The sequence below is a fragment of the Listeria cossartiae subsp. cayugensis genome, from assembly GCF_014229095.1.
GTDB classification, from domain to species: Bacteria; Bacillota; Bacilli; order Lactobacillales; family Listeriaceae; genus Listeria; species Listeria cayugensis.
Window position 1 is genome coordinate 803,583 of sequence record NZ_JAARZC010000001.1, and the last position, 18,906, is coordinate 822,488.

Consider the following 18,906-nt stretch of genomic DNA (forward strand, 5'->3'; position numbering starts at 1 on the left):
CAACCATGAAAATAAACAATAATGCAAAAGAAATAATCCTTAAAAAAAGTGAATTTCTACTCCATAATAATTTTAAATTAATAGAAATAACCGACGCTACTATCACATTTTCAAACAAGAAAATTGCTTTTATAATCGGTTATGAAAGATATGATAATGTAAGTAATATTAATGTAAAGTTTTTGGAAGAAAACGAAATGTTTAATCTTGGCTGGATTGCTTTTGTAAGAAGAAATCAGACGCCGCTTCCTCAGAGTAGATTAGATAATATATTGGAGTTACTTGATTATGCTGAAAAAAATTATGATAAAGTTACTAACTTACAATTTTGCCAAGAAAGTAGAGAAATGGTAAAAGACTTCTTGAAAGAATAATGACTGGGATTATAGAAAAAAAGGGCTGTGATCAATTGGATTTTTATAAAGAAGTTGAAAAAATATTCAAAGGATATGAGCAAAAATATCAATTGAAGCTAACTAAAATAGATAATAATGAAGTTGCTTTTATCGGAGAAAATTAAGCTTTAGGTATAGGATGGAGCACGGACGGGATTGATTTGCATTATTTCAAACTAGATAATTCGACGCTCTGTAAATTTAGCTTGGATAATTTATTAAACGCAAAACTAATTCACATAGAACGAAACGGATTAATTCCTAGTACAACAATTTACGAGAAAATAATTAATGAATTAATAATCTGCGAAAGAGGATTTAATAATCATTTTCAAAAATTGCTAACGGGTGAAACATTAAGTAGCTGTGGTAATGAAGAATTTGTTTCGAGTTTGGAGAAGAATATTATTGAACGTGAACTGTTGACTCATTAATACTGCTTAGAAAGAGAATCGTATTATTTCCATGAATTTGATTGCATAATATCTTAAATGCCAGCATGAAAAGGAGATCATCAAATGAGTATTACAGAAGAAGAATTTGAAGAACAAGTTTCGGTGCTATTTATTCATTATCTAGAAAAATGTACACCGGAAGAAATCCATCAATTGGTGGTAGAATGGAATTTTGATAATCCTAAGAAACCGATTTATTGGATTGCGAATTCGCCAAAAACGGATAAAGGAACGGCGTTAATGTTGTTTTGCTTAATGGAGCCGGACTTTGCTTATCAGTTTGAAACAAGAGAAGAGATGGTTGAAAAAAGCAGTTGGTATGAAGAAGATTTTGATATTGTAACTGTTCTGGCGAAAAATTACTTAGATGGGTTCTATCAAAATCAATCATATGGCTACACACCACCAGCCGAGTTTCAAGATGAAGAAATGAAAAGACCGATTGCGCGTGAAATGTTTGTTGCTTTGAACGGGATGGAGATTTCTGAGTCGGCGGATTGGGCAGATGGTTTTCCTCCTGAATTGCAGGAACGGTATAATGAACTAGCTGAATCAGTGGAAGAATAAATATTGTTCTTTCATTTTTAAAGCTGAGCATATTAAATAAGCGACTACTCTTTGCGGAGGGAGTCGCTTTTTTGTTTTAAGTCTAAAGGGTTGATAAATGTATATAAAGGGAAAAGTACTTTTAAACTAGTATTTTTCGCAAAAAAATGAATTTTTTGTGAAAAACGGTGATAAAGTATGAAAAGGCTAATAGAAATGTGTATTAATACGCTAGATACCTCATGATATAATTATGAATGTTTTCATGATATTAAATAATTGCAAGAGGAATGAAATAAGTTTTTAAACAGGAGGGACTAATAATGAAAAGCGAAGAATCGAATAATAGGCAAAACAAGCTGCGATCATATAATGTAATTAAAAATATGATAGGGTTTCTTTTTCTGATTAGTTTCATTACTGTTATTGGGACTAGTAATCAACTAGATGTGCAAGCGGAAAATCTCACTCAACCAACTGCCATCAATGAAATATTTCCAGATCCAGCTCTAGCAGATGCAATGAGAAATCTATTAGGTAAAGCTAGTGTAACAGATATAGTATCACAAAATGAGTTAGACCAGCAGACAGGAATTAATGCCCCGTATAAAGGAATTAAAAATTTGGAAGGTGTACAATATTTAAATAATATATCTAATTTGTTTGTATATTTTAACGAGATAACTGACATCAGTGTAATATCACATTTATCTAATTTAAAATATGTGTATTTGGATGAAAATCACATCAATGATTTTAGTTCTTTATCTAACTTAATGAATTTAACAGAATTGAGTTTGGGTTCAACTCAGATAAGTGATATCAGTGTATTATCGAATCTAACAAATTTAACAGAACTATCTTTATCTAATAATCAATTAAATAATCTGGAGGCATTATCTGGTTTACAGAATCTAAAGCTTTTGAATTTGGAAGAGACGCAGACGAGCGATATTAGTGCATTGTCAGATTTAACGAATCTAGAGGATTTGTATTTAGGTTATAATCAGATACGTGATATCAGTACGTTGTCAGATTTGAAAAACTTGACAACTTTATATTTAGCGCATAATCAAATACGTGATATCAGTCCATTATCAGACTTAACTAAACTAACAAGTTTAACTTTATTTAATCAGAATATAATGAACGATCCAATTATGTATAACCCAGCGATTACGATATCTAATGATGTTAAAGGTGTATCAGGGGCGTTAATAGCTCCGGCAACAATTAGTGATAGTGGGACTTATACTAATCCGAATATTACGTGGAATCTATCAAGCTATATCAATGAAGTAAGCTATACTTTTAGGCAAACAGTAACTGTTGGAAACGCAACAAATGATTTTTATGGTACAGTAAGACAACCACTTCAAGCAATACCAGTAGCTTATACGGTGACCTTTGATGTTAATGGAACGGAAACAAAAGAATCAGTTAAAACAGGGGATTTTTTAACAGAACCAGCTGAACCAACAAAAGAAGGTTACACATTTATTGGTTGGTATGATGCGAAAACAGGCGGGAATAAGTGGGATTTCAACACAGATAAAATGCCGGCGAAGGATATGACTTTGTACGCTCAGTTTCGTATTAATAAGTATATTGCTACATTTGATGTAGACGGGAAGACAACGACAGAAATTGTCAATTATCAGTCCATGCTAGCAGCTCCCGCCGAACCAAAGAAAGAAGGTTACAAGTTTATTGGTTGGTATGACGCGAAAACAGGTGGAAATAAATGGGATTTCGCAGCAGATAAAATGCCAGCGAAGGATATGACATTATATGCACAATTTTCGGTGAACGAACCAGGGAATACGGATAAGCCTTTGAAGGAGTACAAACAAACAACTGCTATAACTACTTTACCTAAAACTGGTGATACAAGATCATTTTGGTTTTTAATTGGATTACTATTTGTAGGCATGGGAACTAGAATGATGAAAAAATCTAGACAAATATAGAAGCTTGAGCCGGCACGCCTTAAATTCGGAGTGCTGGCTCTTTTTATTTTCCTAAATAAACAAGAAATGCGCATTGCTTTATATGGATGAAGTTAGTATAATCGTTTTAATCAACAAGGAAGAGCAGGAGGGATTGAATGAAATCACAGCAGACATTTATGGTGGAGATTACCTTTTATTCTCAGACAAGAAAAACGGTTCCGGAAGCAGGGTATCGGCCGCATTTTGTGATGGAGCTAGATGAGGAAAAGGAATATTTAGGCGTTGAAATTTATGATATAGAAGTGGATGCGCTGGATTCGGCGGGCTATGCCATGTGTACTTTTTTATATGAACAAGAGGGCGTGGGTTATAGTAAGATTCAACCAAATACGTCTTTTATGGTTATGGAGGGTGCGAATGTTGTTGGGAGAGGGAAAGTAATTAATTTTCCGATTGATTAATAATTCTCCATTCAGTTATAATGGATAGGCAAACAAAAATTACTTTCAGGAGTGTTGGTATGACGGAGCAAGAACAGAAAGATTATTTACTCGAAAAAGTAGTAGCTTATTGTCAGAAGTGGAATGCTTTTGAAGCGGATATTTTTAATCAGCACAGTATGGAAGAGGCGGAATTGAGAAAAGAATTTCCTGGTGTGGATTTTCATTATGCGAAAAGAACGGATTGGTTTAAAAAGTTTGCAAGCTTAATAACACCACTTTTTGATGAATATTGTACGGATAAGCATCGCGCGTATGTGGATGTGAAGCAACATAGTTTTGGTTTTCCGGTGAAATTTAATGGGGTCGAGGATTCGGTCGAAGCAAACGTGGAGTTGAAAAACAAAAATCGAGCGGAGGTTTATATTAAAAGTCAAACCAATTTTGATGATGAATACTTGTTTGTGCTTTTGCGTAAAGCCGATGAGTGGAAAATTGATAGTTATAAAAATAGAAGATATCTCAGTGAAAAATGGCAAAATAAATTGCTTTAAATATAGTTATTATTTTGGACGTATTGTAATGGACAACGAGAAGATAGCGACACAAGAAAAAGCGATTTGGGAAGAGTTTCTTTCTGGGGCAAGTGCAGAAGATTTATTTCGGTCAGTGTTAACGGCGAGTTATGGTGATATTAGTTTGGATTCTCCGCTTACAAAGAAAATAGTGAATGATGCAAGTGTGGATAAAGCTGTGGCGCTGGCGTTTTACTGGAGATTAGCTCCGCGTTATAAAAAGCAGTATGCGACTATGCAGGATGTTCCGGAGTGGTTACAAGAAGAATTTCAATTAATCACGATTTTGGAAGAGAAATTTGTGAATGGTTTTTATCAAAAGGAAGAAATATATTACGATCCTAAATCGGATTTTGAGACGGATTGGATGATTGATTATTTAGAATGCGTTCCGGAAAAAACATTGCCGAGTGTGATGGAGCAGGCGATTAACGGGGATGCTTTCGTTGATGAGCCTTATGATGTTTTTGAGGATGGGCTGCCTTTTGCGTTAGCAGAGCGGGTTTCTGAGTTGTATTAATTACGATCGAATAATGAGCTTTTAATTTTAAAGGAAGTTGGAAAAATGATACTTATAAATAAACGAGCGAAAACACAAGATTACCAGATGATTTTAACGATTTGGGAAAAGTCAGTTATTGCAACACATGATTTTTTAACTGCGGAAGATAGGAAGTTTTATAAAGAGCAGATTCCGGGGTTTTTAGAGCATGTGGAGTTGCTTTTGTGGTTTTCTGGTGAGGAAATCATTGGCTTTAGTGGGACGAGTGAGCGGGAACTAGATATGCTTTTTATTGATCCGGCGTTTATAGGTCAAGGTTTTGGAAGTCAGATTCTTGCTTGGTTAACCGAAGAGAAGCAGATAAACCAAGTGGATGTGAATGAACAGAACGAAAATGCCAAGCGGTTTTATTTGAAGCATGGGTTTTTGGTTGCTTCTAGGAGTGAAGTGGATGGATTTGGGAAAGCGTATCCTATACTTCATTTGAAAAGGGCGTAAGTGAATATAGCCAATAAAAAAGAGCAGATGAATGCTCTTTTTTCATTGCTCTGAAACAACCTTCTCACAGTAATCAAGATAAGCATCATCCACTAAAAAATATTTTGGAACCATTAATCCCACCACATTAATGAGTAGCTCTGAATTAGCAATTACAGGATTAATCATTTGATGCTTAACATTAGAAATCATTTGGACTTCTAAGCTTGCTTGTTTTACAACATGTGTATAAACATCTTTCGTTTCCGCTGAATCAACATTTTCATCCTTTTCAGCTAAAACGAGATAGAGTTTTGCTTGTATTTTTGCGAGGTCTTCGGTTGCATCTGCGGTCATATTTTTACGTACAAAATCGTAGCGTTCTGAGGACATTTCTTCTTTACCACCGTTTTGTTTGTAGCGTTCATAGGTTTTATTTTTAGAGATAAGTTTGCTGTCTGTGAGGAAATTTTGTTTTGCTTGAATGATTTCTTTATTTGTGGCGCCAGCGTTTTTGGCTTGTGCGCCGGTACTGTATTCTCCTTGACGCATCCAGTTGATAGCAGGGGCTGCGAGTATGGAAAAATCAATATCTTTATTTGCATTGATTACTTTCGGAATTACCCAACCGGCTTGGCTAGCTCCCCATAAACCAATCTTGGTGGTGCTATTTGGATATTTCACTTTCATCCATTCGATAACTTGATTGACTTCATTTGCACGATCATCCATGGATTGATCTAGCCAATTACCGGATGACTTGCCAACGCCTAGTTTATCCCAAGAAACAGAGATATAACCTTGTTTGGCGAATCGTTCCATCAGCGGTTTATAGCCACCATTTTGCGTTGCTTCTTGTGCTCCGTCGCCATGCACGAATACGATGATGCCTTTTGGTTTGTCGTGTTTTGGGGTAGTGACGACAGTGGATAGATCTCCACCAGTTGTCGGAATGGTAACTCTTTTCCCGGTCATTTCGTAATCATTTCCGATGAAAAGTAGCACTACTAAAATAACGACAATTCCACTTATCATGATAGTTATTTTCTTCCAAAGTTTCATTGTATCCACTCCATTTTATGCCATTCTTTGATACCAGTTAACACACCCATGAATGTGCTATTTTCTTTTTCAATCACTTGGAAGCCTAAATGTTGGTAAAGCTGATAGGCGCCAGTATTGGTTTTTGCAACGTATAACGTGATTCGTTCGTCTTGAAAAGTTTCTATACAATGCTTTAGGAGCTTTTTTCCGATACCTTGGCCACGAAAATCTGGAGAAACGGTTATAAAATCAATGTATCGTTCTCTGGAGGTGGGTTTGTGTGATAGTAGGCTGAGTAAGAAAATTAATTTAAGGCATTGCGAAAATGACAGAAATTTACTTATTGAATGATAAAATTGGCGGTGGGAATCGCCCTTACTTGTTAAAAATACGCAACCGCAAACTTTCTCATCATGTGTTGCAATTAGCAAATTTTCGCCTTTTTCGGTATAAATGTAGTGGCAAAGGGCATAAATAATGACCTGTACTTCAGCTTCCGAAAATAGTGCTTTTGTGAACTTTGATTTAAACCCCGCGCAAACCAAAAATACAATTTCCTCCAATATACTTTCTTTCTCAAATGTGGTGATGTTTTTTATCGAAATAGTCATATTTGCACTTCCATCGTATAAACCATTGCATGGGGATAGGCGAGTGAAGGGTAGATATTTTCATAGATGAGCAAGTTTTTGACAGGATATTTTAGTTCTTCTGAAAACTGTTCAATTTGTGTTTCAATCATTGCTTCATTTTCTGCAATAAAATGTTTGCAGGCATATTTACCGGTGGGGAACGTATAATCACTCGTTTCTTTGGTGCTTTTAAGGCAGACGATGCTAGTGTTTTGCCCAGTAAAAATGTAAAAGGGCTCTTCTAAATTAGGCAGATTTTGCTTTGCGGCTTGGGAATAGTCAATAGAGTTATTAGCGATTATTTGGTCGGGAACTTTTTTGAAATAACGAGCTTCTCTATCTATAAACGCCATTTCATCTAAAGTGATTTCTTTTTGCGAATGGATGATTTTTTGCACTGTTTTCTGGATTTCTAATAATTCATCGATTTTTTGTTGCAAATCTTGTTCGGCTTGTTCTAACATCGGTGTCACCTTTTCGCCAACCAAACTTTCTTTGATTTCTTGAATGGAAAAACCAATTTTTCTAAAAAGAATAATTTGATATAAACGGTAAATATCGGCTTCTTCGAAAAAATAGTAGCCATTTTCTGGATTTCTGTTAGGTTGCAAAACGCCTTCATCGATATAATGCCGTATTTTGTATTTAGATATTTGGAAAAGTGCAGCGATTTCGCTAGTGGAAAGAGCTCTCATATGATACCTCCTTATGATTTAGGTTTATTATAAACTATGTAGTTACCACGCGGTCAACAAAAAATAAAACGACTTTTGATAATGAGAATCATTATCAAAAGTCGTTTTTTGTGATATAATAAACAAAGATTTATTAACGGAGGTTAGCGATCAAATGGGAAAAGTAATGAAGAACAGGGCTCACACAGCCAAAAAATCAAAGAAAGTACTAAAAGATTCTAGTACAATGAATCCGCATGTAACTCGGGGGAAATACAATGATTGATAAGCGTTTGTTTCAACTGGTTGAAAAGAAATCTTTAATATTATTAATTCTGTTTCGGGTACTTAGTTTGGGGCTGATGATTGGTCTGTGGCTCGTTTTTGCTCAACAATTAACTAGTTATTTAAACGGTGAAAGCATACATTGGCTGATGTTAGTTGGGACGGTTTTAGTCGTTTTGATTGGCAAGACGATACTTACCAAATTAGCGGAAAAACAAATTTATCATGCTTCGGCGGAATTACGATTGTCGATGCGCCGTGCTGTAATGGAAAAAGCTTTTCGGCTAGGCAACAACGAAGGCCAGCTACCAGCGTCGACATTAACACAACTGGCGGTAGATGGAATTGAACAGTTAGAAATTTATTACTCACGTTTTTTACCGCAATTATTTTATTGTTTAATCGCGTCTTTGATGATTTTTGGCAGTTTGGTTGGTTTTGCATGGCAGCCGGCAATTGTACTGTTGATTTGTATGCCGATGATTCCAGTTGTGATTATGATGGTGATGAAAATTGCCAAGCGGATTTTGAGTCGTTATTGGTCGGATTATACGAATTTAGGAAGTAAATTTCATGAGAATTTAAGTGGTTTAAGTATTTTAAAAGCATATGATCAAGATAAATATAAGCAAGAGGAAATTGTTTCTGATGCAGAACGTTTTCGTAAGGCGACGATGAGTTTGCTGTCTATGCAGTTAAATTCGATTACGATTATGGATATTATTTCGTATAGTGGGGCGGCTCTTGGGATTGGGATGTCTTTAATAATGTTCACTAATGGAACTATTAGTATGACTGGTATGCTAATGTTCTTGCTTTTGAGCGCAGAATTTTTTATTCCGATGCGTCAACTGGGATCTTTATTCCATGTGGCAATGAACGGGATTAGTGCTTGTAGTAAATTGTTCGCTTATTTAGAGCTACCTGAGCAAGTGTATGGCGCGAAAAAACTAGAAAAACCTTTAGAAAAAATTGAAGTTCGAGACTTAACTTTTACATATGAAAAGGGCGAAAGCGAAGCGCTTCATGAAGTGTCTGCAAGTTTTAATAAAGGTAGTTTTTCGGCGATTGTTGGTAAGTCTGGTTCTGGAAAAAGTACTTTTGTGCGCGTGTTACTCAATCAATTACCTGGCTATCAGGGGGAAATCAAATGGAACGATGTGCCACTGTCCGATTTAAGTGGCGAGGCGATCCGTAAGCAAGCCGTATTAGTGGATAATCATGGTTATTTATATGCGGAAAGTATTCAGGAAAATTTATTAATTGGTAATCGGCAAGCAAGTGAAACGGTGTTATGGAACGTTTTAGAACAAGTGAGTTTGGCTGATTTTGTACGGAAGTTACCGGGTCAATTAAACGAACTTTTAGAAGAAAATGGGAGTAATTTATCCGGTGGGCAAAGGCAGCGCTTGTTGCTTGCAAGAGCGTTACTTCGAGAAGCGGAACTATATGTTTTTGATGAAATTACTTCTGGGGTAGATTTGGAAAGTGAGAAAATTATTCTTGCGGTTTTACAAAAATTAGCGCAGGAAAAAATCGTGCTCTTTATTTCGCATCGCTTATATAATGTGTTGGCCGCGGATCAGGTGTTAGTTTTTGAAGCGGGGAAATTGGTTGAGGTGGCGAATCCGGAACAGTTACAACAGGAATCTAGTTACTTTAAAAATTACTTTTTAGAAGAAGAAGCGTTGTTGAAAGGGGGAGCATAATATGTCAGAATGGGCGATTATTCGTTGGTTGTTGAAATTTGTTAAACCGTTAAGAGGAAAGATGATTCTCGCAATTTTACTTGGGATTATTAGTAATTTATCGGTTATTATGATTTCTTTGATTGGAGCATATGGCATTATTGCAGTTATTTTAGAGCAATCACTAAATCCATCTAAATGGCTCCTAGTGATGGTTGGGTGCGGTGTTGTACGAGGGCTGGCGCGCTATGCAGAACAGTATTTAAATCATGATATCGCTTTTCGTTTACTGGCAATTATTCGAGAACGTATTTTTGCGACCTTACGAAAATTGGGTCCGGCCCGTTTATCTGGGAAAAAGAGTGGCGATTTAATTACGGCGATTACAACCGATGTCGAGGCTTTAGAAGTGTTTTTCGCGCACACGATTTCGCCAGTTTTCATTGCGCTAGGCACGACAATTGCAACGGTTGGATTTTTAGCAACGTATGATGTTGGCTTGGCGTTCATCCTTTTATTAGGCCAAATTTTAGTTGGTGTGGTTTTACCAATAATTAGTTACAACCGAAATAAAAAAATCGGGACGGCTTACCAGAAAGAATTTGTTGGACTCAATCAAGCTGTTATGGAAAACGTCGCAAGTTTACAAGATATTTTTCAGTTTACATTGGGTGAAGAGCGCTTGGCGAAATTAACTGATCGCGGGGAAAATTTAAACAAGCAGTATCAAAAACGTTTACGCCAAGGAAGCGAATTGCAAATTTTGGGAGAATGGGTACTAATCGGGACAGCGACGCTCATTTTAGTGTTAGGTAGTTTCTGGCAATTACCGCTAGAAACAGTATTAATTGGAACCGTACTTAGTCTGAGTTCTTTTGGGTCGGTTTTGGCGCTAAATGCTTTAGGAACGGCTTTGTTGACTACTTTTGCGAGTGGAAAGCGACTTTATGCTTTAACCGAAGAAGAACCAGTTGTCACTTTTGATGGTCAACTAGAATTAACTGATTTTGAGCGAGCAGAGCTGGAGCAAGTTCGTTTTAGTCATGACGGGAAACAGCCGATTTTGAACGGACTTTCGCTTGAATTGCCAAAGGGAAAATGGCTAGGCATCGGTGGGGAAAGTGGTAGCGGGAAAAGTACGTTGGTGAAGCTACTTATGCGTTACTGGGATCCGGATGGCCAAGTGAAATTAAATCATCAGGCACTTCCTGAATTTACGGAGTCGTCGCTTCACCAGTTGGAAGGCGTGATGGAGCAAAGTACCTTTTTATTCGAGGATACGCTCGGAAATAATATTCGATTAGGGAAAAAAGAGGCGACTTTGGAAGAAGTGAAAGAAGCGGCACGAAAAGCGGCACTGGATAAATGGATTGAAACTTTGCCAGAGGGATATGATACAATCATTGGCGGTCAATCAAGAAATTTATCGGATGGTGAACGTCAGCGAATTGGCTTAGCAAGACTATTTCTTCACGATGCGCCGTTATTATTGCTAGACGAACCAACTAGTAATTTGGATTATATTAACGAACAAGCGATTCTCAACACGCTACGTTCAGAGATTCAGGATAAAACGGTGCTTGTAATTTCTCACCGAAGAACGACGCTAGCTTTGGCAGAAGAGCAGTGGTTTTTAGAAAACGGTGTATTGCAACGGGTAGTAGAATAAACAAAAACAGCTTGTAATTGCTACAAGCTGTTTTTGTTTATAAATCTACTTTCTCCGAGCTTTCGAAAAATTCAATGGTATCTAATTCTGCGGCAAAGAAATTTTTCGTGTAGTCCTGTTCATGATGGTAATAAAAAGCTGCTTGATTTTGCCAAATTTCCCATAAAGCGAATCTGCCGAGTGCTCTTTCTAAAGGGACAATTTCGAATAGAACACAGCCTTCCTCTGTCACTGTTTTAGCGCGTAACCTTTCCAAATGTTCAACCCGCTGTTCATAAGAAACTTTTCTAGTAGTTTGAATAACTGCTGTACAATATAAATAATTAGCGTTTTCTTTTTAAAACATTTCTCCTCCTCCTTTGATACGTTTCGATATTATGAGGTAGAACAATTATTAATTCCTGCATTTTCAGAAGAGGAACTAAAGCAAATATATGCAGTTTTAGATATAAACTGGGAAATGTTGTTTGATGATTTTAATGAAAAATATAACGGGATTACCGCTCAACATATTTTGTCGATTTGATGGGAAATAATGACCAAATTCAAAAAAACAGCCTGAAGTTAGAAAAAGCTAACTTCAGGCTGTTTTCATTATTTTTCAAGGTAAGATAACTGTACGGGCGAATAAACAACGGTATCGCCATCTTCATCACGTTTTAAAATGATACAAAAAGTTGCTTCACTTGTGCTGTCTCCTTTTGGAATAGGGAAAATCATTGGCGGACAACGTAATCGGTCATAACCAGAAAACATTTCCTTGAAGTCATTTTTTGCATATAGTAGCATTTCATCAATGAGTGAAAAAATAGTTTCTAATTCGTTGGATACATATCGTTTAGGATTATATTTTTGTTCAAGTTTTTCTTTGTATTCATCAATGGTAAGAAAGCAAAATTCCCAATCTAAGGGGAAAAGTCCATGACCAAGATGATAAACATGTAAGTTCATAATAATACTCCTTTAAATTGGCTGACTTTGGCGAACCATACATTGGGATTGCTATTCAAAAATTTTCCCAATTTGCTCAAATAGAAACTCTCGTCCAAACCCAAAAATGGAAATCAAGAAGAAAATAACAATACCAAATAAAAATGCACCGTGTAAAAGGTCAAGAGGATAGCGATGATCATGTTCAATGATATCTTCGCTTAATGAGGCTAATTTGGCATCAAATTGATTAATTAACTCAACGAAATTACTTCGGCCGATAAAGGAGCAGTCGAGTTTTTCCATTTTATTTTCTGTTTGAAAGAATAGCTCCATCGTTTCTGGAACCTGATACCTTATGCCCCTATGAATAGGCTGGAAGTAATAGCTTATTCTTTTTACATTTACAAGATGGATCGTTTTTGTTTCGCTGCGTGTGTGAAGAATAAAAGCTGTCTTTGTAACTTGGACCCATTCTTTTGGAGGGAGTAGAAGTTGAAAAAGTAAACGCCCGATAAAAAATATCGTAATAAGACCAAAATAAAATGATTCTGGTTTTTCGATTACTAATAGAGTTAATAAGCCAAACAGGAAAATAAAAGATAAAGAAGTTAAAGCTGTTCCGATTGTTTTGAGTTTGTCTTTGTAATATATCATGATGAGCACCTGCTTGGTTGAATTTATGTTGAATTTAATGATAGCATGGTGGTATAAAATCAGCAAGGTCAAGTAGCGGATTTTTGATAAAATAAGATAATGTTTTTATGATAGTAAATAAGTATTATATTCCTGTTTAATTTTTGGATATATAAGTGAAAGTAATTGTATATTTTATACTAAAAGAGGAGAAGGATGATAATGAATACTTTATATTATAGAGTATCAACAAGAACAGATTTCGAAACTGCAGCGCGAGAAATTTTTGATTTGTTACTAACAAATCAAAATCAGTTTCAGAATTATCCTAGGTTTTTACATGTGGAAATTGAGGGGCATTTAAATGACTTAGGTGAATTTGATGATGACATGCTTAGACTTCAACAGGAATTTGGAGAAGATTTTTTGCTTCAATTTTTCACTAAAATTAGCTTTCCCTTACTCACAAAGAAAAATCCTAAAAAACAAATAAACGATATACCAAAAGAATTAAAGATTTATGATTTAAAGCAGAACAGTCTATTATCTAAACTTCAAATAGCAAACTATTATAATACAGAATTTGTTTTAGAAAAAGATGTGTATACATACTTGAACAAGGTAGCTAATATGCTAAAGAAATATGAAAAATTAGATAGCTACAAAGTTGAAATTGAGAAAGAGAATTATGATGAATTTGGTTTGTTGATGCATTGGCAGTCTTATATGAAAGACTTAATAGTTGAACTATTTAATTCGTTTACAAATGGTAATTTGATTTCAAATGCTGCAATGACAAGATCACTTATTGAATGCTATGTGTATGTTAGTATTATAAAAAAAGAAAGAAGTCCATCCTTACTCCAAGATTGGTTTCTAAGTAACTTAATTAATGGAACCAAAAGGTATGATGATAATGTTCGAGAAGTTTTAAATATTAATTTAAAAGAGTTGTATGCAAATTATGAAGATTTACAGTCTAGATTAAAAAAAGGGAACACTAATAATTGGTTATCAACTGTAATTACTAAGAAAAACATCACATTTAAGGATGCTTGTGATTATCTAAATGAAGATTATTTATACAAAGATTTTCAAGAGGCAAGTTGTTTTGTTCATGGACAGGATATAAAATCAAAATTTGGCCCTTTTTTTTCATATTCCTCTATTTATGGTAAACTTTATGCGATGATGTTTTATATTTTTAAATCATTAAATCTATTTGAGTTATCACCAGAATTAAAAGGCGAAATTGATAATTTAGAGTTTGAATTAATAAAACTAGGTGAAGATTATTTATAATTTTTCAAGGAGGCACCTTATGAATATCACACTACAAAAACCTACGACAGCTGATTTTCCTTTCATTGAATGGTTGTGGGGAGATTTGGCAACAACGGAAGTACTTGGTGGACCATTTTCTTTTCCAGAAGAAACGCGAATGGATTGGCTAAAGTCAAAATCACAGGGAAGCAATGCTTATTTTATTATTAAAAAAGATGCGGAATCAGTTGGAGAAGTGAGCTTTCGTGATTTTGAAAAAGGAACTGCTCATTTAAATATTAAAGTGGCTGCATGTTTTCGAGGTCAGCGGATCGCTCAAAAAGCTTTGCAATTATTCTTGGCGTTTTTTCAAAATGATTGTGGCGGAGCGGTTATGTTAGATGAGGTAAGACGGAAAAATGAAGCAGGAATTGCTTTTCTTGTAAAAGCTGGTTTCGAAATAATAGAAGAAAAAGAACTGACGTTGGTGCTCAAGTGGTGTAATTCGGCGAGAAAAGAGGACTTGGATGAGTAAACATAGATGTGCTTGTTGTAACAGTTTAACGATTGATGAAAAAGGAGAGTTTGAGATTTGTCCTATATGCTTTTGGGAGGATGACGGTTATTTTGTCTTTACTGAGGTAGAGATTTACTCACATCATCAAAAAACTTCCTCGGTAGGAGATTTACTAAATATCCCTTCTGGTGCTAATCATGGTTTAACTTTATTAGAAGCACGGCAAAATTTTAAAGAGTTTGGTGCTTGTGAATTTGCGATGAAGGAGTATGTAAGGGACGCAACTGCAGATGAATTATAAAAAATTAACAGGTAAGTTAGGTTTTTAAATCTAATTTACCTTTTTTAGTAGTTAAAAAAGCGGATTTCTTCCATCAGTTCATTTTTTAGACACAATTCAAGGGAGGATAAATGGCTAGGATAAGTCTAGTGAAGGCAATAGTGGTAAGAACGCGAGGGAAAAGGTTGGGGAATAAAAGGAAGAAAATCATTTTCTAAAACCGGAAAAATCGCCTCCTTGTTCCGTTGATTTGAGTGAATAAGCGGAGTATTATGTTGGTTGACAATCAAGGAGGATATTATGAAAAAAACTATCAAGATTACAACCAGTTTACTTTTAAGCTTTGCCTGTGTATTTAGTATGGGGGATTTTGCTAAGCCACATATAGTCAAAGCTGAAACAGTCTACTCGCTGACAAATCCAACGCCAATTAATGAGATTTTTGCTGATCCAAATCTTGCGCAAGTAGTTGCAGATTGGTTAAAGCTACCATCAGCAACTAGCACGGTTACGCAAAGCCAATTGAATACAGTTAAATCGTTGCACTTCAGCTCAAAAGGTGTTCAAAGTCTTGAAGGGGTAGAGTATTTAAAAAATCTCACGCAAGTATTTGGCAATGGCAACCAAGTGAGTGATTTAGGACCATTAAGTAATTTAACGCAGCTAGAAGTCATACAGATGCCCAAAAATCAAATAAGTGATTTAACACCAATTGCGAATTTGACGACATTAATGGCGCTCGACTTTGAGTTTAATAACTTGCAAACGATTGAACCGTTAAAAAATTTAACGAATATGCTAGAACTTAATGTTAGTGCCAATCCAGTTTCGGATATTAGTGCTGTTAAAAATATGACGCAGCTGGAATTTTTGACTATAAGGGATTGTGAGATAAGTGATTTGTCACCAGTTGAAAATCTGTCTAATATGCTGATGTTTTGGGCGGGGGGAAATAATATTAGTGATATTACGCCGCTTAAAAATATGTCGAATTTGCTTGGTTTAAGTTTGTTTGGGAATCAAATCAAGGATGTGAGTGTGGTTAAACATCTTACAAGTCTTGAAGATTTCGATGTCAAAGCGAATCAGGTGAGCGATATTAGTGGTTTGGCTACAGTCACTACTTTAGAGACAGTAACACTCAGTTTCAACCGAATAATTGATATTTCTCCACTGAAAAATTTAACCAATTTAACAAGGTTGGAGTTGGAGAATCAAACACGTGTATTAGATGCTGTCGAGGTAGATGATCCACTGATTTTACCTGCACCAGTAATAGATGAAAATGGTAGTAGAGTAGCGCCGACAAAAGTGAATCATGCGGGTGTTTATGCGGATGGGGAGATTACGTGGGAAGGGTTGCAAAGTAATTATATTCTTAATTACGAATATGATTTGCCGGTAACAATTGGTTCGTTAACAACGACCTATTCTGGTAAAATTACGCAGTCTTTGCTAGAGAAGCCGATTGAGCCGGTTAACCCAGTAGACCCAGTAGACCCAGCAGACCCAGCAGACCCAGTAGACCCAGCAGACCCAGCAAATCCAGTAGACCCTCCGAAACCAGTCGAGCCAAACGTTCCAGATTCTCCTGGAAATCAAACACCCCCGGTAAATCAGGCTATTTCTGTTAATGAAGAAGTAGCAATTCAACCAATTAAAGGTACTGTGAAGTTGCCGAAAACAGGGGAAAGTGGAATGACATCTAGTCTATTTGGCGGCTTAACGCTGGCTGCTATTGGTGTGATTTTATTAAGAAAACGAAAATAATAAAAAAGGAATTTGGTCATTAGCCCAATTCCTTTTTTAGTTAAACAATTTTTGTTCCTTGATGAAAAGTAAGTTTCCATAAACCATTTTCGATAATCCAAATATTACTTCGCATCGTATAGCTATTTTCGCTTAAATTTTTAAGTTTATAATACGATAGAACTTTCGTTTCGTCTAAAATTTTTATGTCATATTCCATGATTTTTAAACTGCTATCGCCAAGTGTTGTTAGCGATTTGTAATAAGCATAATCTTTAACAACACCGCTTTGCGTAATTTCCATGTAAGATTCACTTAAAATATCGATAATTTCAGACATGGAGTGACGGTTTTCGAGTGATAAATGAATTTGATCAAGTTTTTGGAAATTTTCTTTCGTTAATTCCATTGTAAGTCCTCCATCTTATAGGGAATAAAAAAGGTTCACTTCATTTTGTAAGTGAACCTTTTCGTATTATATTAAGCCATCGCGGTTTTCGATGATTTCATTAACAATGCCGTAATCTTTTGCTTCATTAACTGAAAGCCAGAAGTTACGATCTGTATCTTTAGAAATTTGTTCGTATGATTGACCGGTTGCTTTGGCGATGAGGCGGTTAATTCTTTCGCGCATCCGGATAATTTCTTTTGCTTCGATTTCGATTTCGGTACTTTGACCTTGAACGCCGCCAGCTGGTTGGTGAATCATGTAGCGCGTATTTGGAAGGCTAAAGCGATTTTCTTTTTCAGCAGCTAAGTAAATCGTAATACCGGCGCTTGCAACCCAGCCAGTTCCAACGACTTTCACTGTTGGTTTAATAAATTTAATCATATCATGAATCGTATCGCCAGCTTCGACGTGTCCGCCTTGGCTATTAATAAAAATCGTAATTGGATCATTGCTAATAGATTCCAAAAGTAAAAGCTGCTTAGAAACGTCTTCGGCTAACTCCTGATTGATTTCCCCGTAAATTAGCACCGTTCGTGTATCAATCAATTTTTGGGTAAGGATATTTGTGATATTTTCATTATTTTTATTCTCTGCCATGAAAAATTCCTCCTTAAAAAGCCTTAGTTTATTTATAATACAGGTATCTTATCATAATGGTCGAAAATGGTCAAACATTTTGAATGCAAAAAAGAAAACGCTTTAGGACGGCGTTTTCTTCTCGATTTTATACAAATGCCAATTGCCAAGTGATTCCGAATTTATCCGTAACCCAAGCAACTTTTCGAAGGGCTTCAACTGCTTCTGGGCCCATCATAACCGTACCATCTTTAGCCAATTTTTCAAAAAGGGTATCGAATTCGTTTTCTGTATCTGCAAAATATAGGGTGGTTGTTGCCCAACTAAAGTCAGGAGAGGCGTTATTTGTCATGTCCATGATCATGAATGAGGCCCCCTTCATTTCAAAAGTAGCGTTGAGCACCTTGCCAATATCGCCACCTTGTTCGGGTTTTGTGAAGTAGGTTAGGCCAATTTTTTTTGCATCAGGGAAAGTATCTAAATAAAAATTGAAGGCTTCCTCGCCGTTTCCATTAAATGTGAAAAATGTGGAGATTCGTTTCGCTTGATTAAACATTTCATTTACCTCCTTTGGAATTATTTTAACTATACCCGAAAAATGTTTCAATTATGTGTTAAAATGAAGAAAAATGTGCGGAGGTTGGCTTATGAAATACCCGATAATGCTTGATATTACAGGGAAAAAGGTTGTCATAATTGGAGGCGGAAAAGTGGCGCTTCGGAAAATTGCGGGTTTGCTGGATGCGGGTGCGGATATTTTAGTTGTTGGGCTAAATGTTTTGCCAGAGATTAAGTCGCTTGATGTGCAGGTAGTGGAAGAAGCATATCGCGCGGAACATCTGGAATCGGCTTTTATGATATTTATTTGCACAGATAACCCGGAAGTAAATCAGCTCGTTTTGCGCGACCGGACGCCTGGGCAACTCGTGAATGATACAACCGAGCAAGCAAATTCCGATTTTTTCAATATGGCGACGGTGACGAAAAATGAACTGACGATTGGAATCTCAACGGGCGGAGGCAATCCAGGTTACGCGAAGAAAGTGAAGCGCGAAGTTAACCAGTTGGTAGCAGATTTAGAAACAAAGGAAATTGCTAATCGTAATAAAAAAGATAAAACCTGCTAATTTTAGTAGGTTTTTTATTCTATTATATTGCTCTCTTTTAGGT

25 protein-coding genes and 1 pseudogene are annotated in these 18,906 nt (G+C 36.0%); 17 read left to right on the forward strand and 9 right to left on the reverse strand.

The features are described 5' to 3' along the window. Positions 1 to 5 precede the first annotated feature (5 nt). The 9 genes from HCB49_RS04080 to HCB49_RS04115 all read left to right on the forward strand — a co-directional run bounded on the left by HCB49_RS04080 (position 6) and on the right by HCB49_RS04115 (position 5,363). Positions 6 to 374, forward strand: coding sequence for a hypothetical protein (locus HCB49_RS04080; protein ID WP_185604174.1), 369 nt, complete (start codon positions 6 to 8; stop codon positions 372 to 374). After that, positions 374 to 520: a hypothetical protein gene (locus HCB49_RS14440; RefSeq protein ID WP_376740614.1), complete on the forward strand. Its 147-nt coding sequence runs from the start codon at positions 374 to 376 to the stop codon at positions 518 to 520. Before HCB49_RS04080 ends, HCB49_RS14440 begins: the two co-directional genes overlap by 1 nt. Positions 521 to 529: 9 nt before the next feature. Next, positions 530 to 829 (forward strand): hypothetical protein, encoded by a 300-nt coding sequence (locus tag HCB49_RS04085; RefSeq protein ID WP_376740620.1) that lies wholly within the window; start codon positions 530 to 532, stop codon positions 827 to 829. Between the two features lie 84 nt (positions 830 to 913). Next, positions 914 to 1,417, forward strand: a complete 504-nt coding sequence (locus HCB49_RS04090; RefSeq protein ID WP_185604175.1) for a DUF4274 domain-containing protein — start codon at positions 914 to 916, stop codon at positions 1,415 to 1,417. A gap of 365 nt (positions 1,418 to 1,782) precedes the next feature. After that, positions 1,783 to 3,366, forward strand: a complete 1,584-nt coding sequence (locus tag HCB49_RS04095) for an InlB B-repeat-containing protein (RefSeq protein WP_185604176.1) — start codon at positions 1,783 to 1,785, stop codon at positions 3,364 to 3,366. 137 nt (positions 3,367 to 3,503) lie between these two features. Continuing rightward, the gene (locus tag HCB49_RS04100) at positions 3,504 to 3,809 is read left to right on the forward strand and encodes a hypothetical protein (RefSeq protein WP_185604177.1); all 306 of its coding nucleotides are present in this window, start codon (positions 3,504 to 3,506) and stop codon (positions 3,807 to 3,809) included. A gap of 59 nt (positions 3,810 to 3,868) precedes the next feature. Beyond that, on the forward strand, positions 3,869 to 4,342 hold the full coding sequence (locus HCB49_RS04105) for an NTF2 fold immunity protein (protein ID WP_185604178.1): 474 nt from the start codon (positions 3,869 to 3,871) through the stop codon (positions 4,340 to 4,342). 28 nt (positions 4,343 to 4,370) lie between these two features. Then, entirely contained in the window at positions 4,371 to 4,883 is a 513-nt protein-coding gene (locus tag HCB49_RS04110) for a DUF4274 domain-containing protein (protein WP_185604179.1), read from the forward strand. A 45-nt stretch (positions 4,884 to 4,928) separates the two neighbouring features. After that, entirely contained in the window at positions 4,929 to 5,363 is a 435-nt protein-coding gene (locus HCB49_RS04115; RefSeq protein WP_185604180.1) for a GNAT family N-acetyltransferase, read from the forward strand. A gap of 42 nt (positions 5,364 to 5,405) precedes the next feature. Here HCB49_RS04115 and HCB49_RS04120 read toward each other — a convergent pair whose 3' ends face one another. Genes HCB49_RS04120 through HCB49_RS04130 form a run of 3 tightly spaced genes read right to left on the reverse strand, consistent with a single transcriptional unit; the run spans position 5,406 to position 7,713 of the window. Further along, positions 5,406 to 6,404: an alpha/beta hydrolase family protein gene (locus HCB49_RS04120; RefSeq protein ID WP_185604181.1), complete on the reverse strand. Its 999-nt coding sequence runs from the start codon at positions 6,402 to 6,404 to the stop codon at positions 5,406 to 5,408. Then, complete coding sequence (locus HCB49_RS04125; protein ID WP_185604182.1) at positions 6,401 to 6,997, reverse strand: GNAT family N-acetyltransferase; 597 nt, start codon at positions 6,995 to 6,997, stop codon at positions 6,401 to 6,403. The genes HCB49_RS04120 and HCB49_RS04125 overlap by 4 nt, the downstream gene beginning before the upstream one ends. Continuing rightward, entirely contained in the window at positions 6,994 to 7,713 is a 720-nt protein-coding gene (locus HCB49_RS04130; RefSeq protein WP_185604183.1) for a MerR family transcriptional regulator, read from the reverse strand. Before HCB49_RS04130 ends, HCB49_RS04125 begins: the two co-directional genes overlap by 4 nt. Positions 7,714 to 7,970: 257 nt before the next feature. Here HCB49_RS04130 and HCB49_RS04135 point away from each other — a divergent pair, with 257 nt between their 5' ends. Continuing rightward, entirely contained in the window at positions 7,971 to 9,686 is a 1,716-nt protein-coding gene (locus HCB49_RS04135; protein ID WP_185604184.1) for an ABC transporter ATP-binding protein/permease, read from the forward strand. Between the two features lies 1 nt (position 9,687). After that, the gene (locus tag HCB49_RS04140) at positions 9,688 to 11,334 is read left to right on the forward strand and encodes an amino acid ABC transporter ATP-binding/permease protein (RefSeq protein ID WP_185604185.1); all 1,647 of its coding nucleotides are present in this window, start codon (positions 9,688 to 9,690) and stop codon (positions 11,332 to 11,334) included. Positions 11,335 to 11,371: 37 nt separating this feature from the next. Here HCB49_RS04140 and HCB49_RS04145 read toward each other — a convergent pair whose 3' ends face one another. Further along, positions 11,372 to 11,635, reverse strand: coding sequence for a putative quinol monooxygenase (locus tag HCB49_RS04145; RefSeq protein WP_312026193.1), 264 nt, complete (start codon positions 11,633 to 11,635; stop codon positions 11,372 to 11,374). Positions 11,636 to 11,740: 105 nt separating this feature from the next. On the opposite strand from HCB49_RS04145, the pseudogene HCB49_RS14425 reads away from it, so the two are divergent. Next, positions 11,741 to 11,860, forward strand: a pseudogene (locus tag HCB49_RS14425) (immunity 26/phosphotriesterase HocA family protein); the annotation flags it as partial. 68 nt (positions 11,861 to 11,928) lie between these two features. On the opposite strand, the gene HCB49_RS04150 reads toward HCB49_RS14425, so the two are convergent. Continuing rightward, the gene (locus HCB49_RS04150; protein ID WP_185502598.1) at positions 11,929 to 12,285 is read right to left on the reverse strand and encodes a hypothetical protein; all 357 of its coding nucleotides are present in this window, start codon (positions 12,283 to 12,285) and stop codon (positions 11,929 to 11,931) included. Positions 12,286 to 12,336: 51 nt separating this feature from the next. Beyond that, positions 12,337 to 12,921 (reverse strand): hypothetical protein, encoded by a 585-nt coding sequence (locus HCB49_RS04155; RefSeq protein WP_185604186.1) that lies wholly within the window; start codon positions 12,919 to 12,921, stop codon positions 12,337 to 12,339. Positions 12,922 to 13,122: 201 nt separating this feature from the next. Between HCB49_RS04155 and HCB49_RS04160 the strand changes: the two genes are divergently transcribed. From HCB49_RS04160 to HCB49_RS04175, 4 genes are all read left to right on the forward strand, one after another. After that, complete coding sequence (locus HCB49_RS04160; protein ID WP_185604187.1) at positions 13,123 to 14,202, forward strand: DUF5677 domain-containing protein; 1,080 nt, start codon at positions 13,123 to 13,125, stop codon at positions 14,200 to 14,202. Between the two features lie 19 nt (positions 14,203 to 14,221). Continuing rightward, positions 14,222 to 14,698 (forward strand): GNAT family N-acetyltransferase, encoded by a 477-nt coding sequence (locus HCB49_RS04165; protein WP_185604188.1) that lies wholly within the window; start codon positions 14,222 to 14,224, stop codon positions 14,696 to 14,698. Next, entirely contained in the window at positions 14,691 to 14,981 is a 291-nt protein-coding gene (locus tag HCB49_RS04170; RefSeq protein WP_185604189.1) for a CPCC family cysteine-rich protein, read from the forward strand. Before HCB49_RS04165 ends, HCB49_RS04170 begins: the two co-directional genes overlap by 8 nt. Positions 14,982 to 15,260: 279 nt before the next feature. Then, on the forward strand, positions 15,261 to 16,730 hold the full coding sequence (locus HCB49_RS04175) for a leucine-rich repeat domain-containing protein (RefSeq protein WP_185604190.1): 1,470 nt from the start codon (positions 15,261 to 15,263) through the stop codon (positions 16,728 to 16,730). Between the two features lie 40 nt (positions 16,731 to 16,770). On the opposite strand, the gene HCB49_RS04180 is transcribed toward HCB49_RS04175, so the two are convergent. The 3 genes from HCB49_RS04180 to HCB49_RS04190 form a co-directional block, all read right to left on the reverse strand. Then, positions 16,771 to 17,118: a nuclear transport factor 2 family protein gene (locus HCB49_RS04180; protein WP_185502602.1), complete on the reverse strand. Its 348-nt coding sequence runs from the start codon at positions 17,116 to 17,118 to the stop codon at positions 16,771 to 16,773. A 66-nt stretch (positions 17,119 to 17,184) separates the two neighbouring features. Then, complete coding sequence (locus HCB49_RS04185) at positions 17,185 to 17,757, reverse strand: ATP-dependent Clp protease proteolytic subunit (protein ID WP_185604191.1); 573 nt, start codon at positions 17,755 to 17,757, stop codon at positions 17,185 to 17,187. A gap of 127 nt (positions 17,758 to 17,884) precedes the next feature. Beyond that, on the reverse strand, positions 17,885 to 18,292 hold the full coding sequence (locus HCB49_RS04190) for a VOC family protein (RefSeq protein WP_185604192.1): 408 nt from the start codon (positions 18,290 to 18,292) through the stop codon (positions 17,885 to 17,887). 91 nt (positions 18,293 to 18,383) lie between these two features. On the opposite strand from HCB49_RS04190, the gene HCB49_RS04195 reads away from it, so the two are divergent. After that, the gene (locus tag HCB49_RS04195; RefSeq protein ID WP_185604193.1) at positions 18,384 to 18,863 is read left to right on the forward strand and encodes a precorrin-2 dehydrogenase/sirohydrochlorin ferrochelatase family protein; all 480 of its coding nucleotides are present in this window, start codon (positions 18,384 to 18,386) and stop codon (positions 18,861 to 18,863) included. Positions 18,864 to 18,906: the final 43 nt, after the last annotated feature.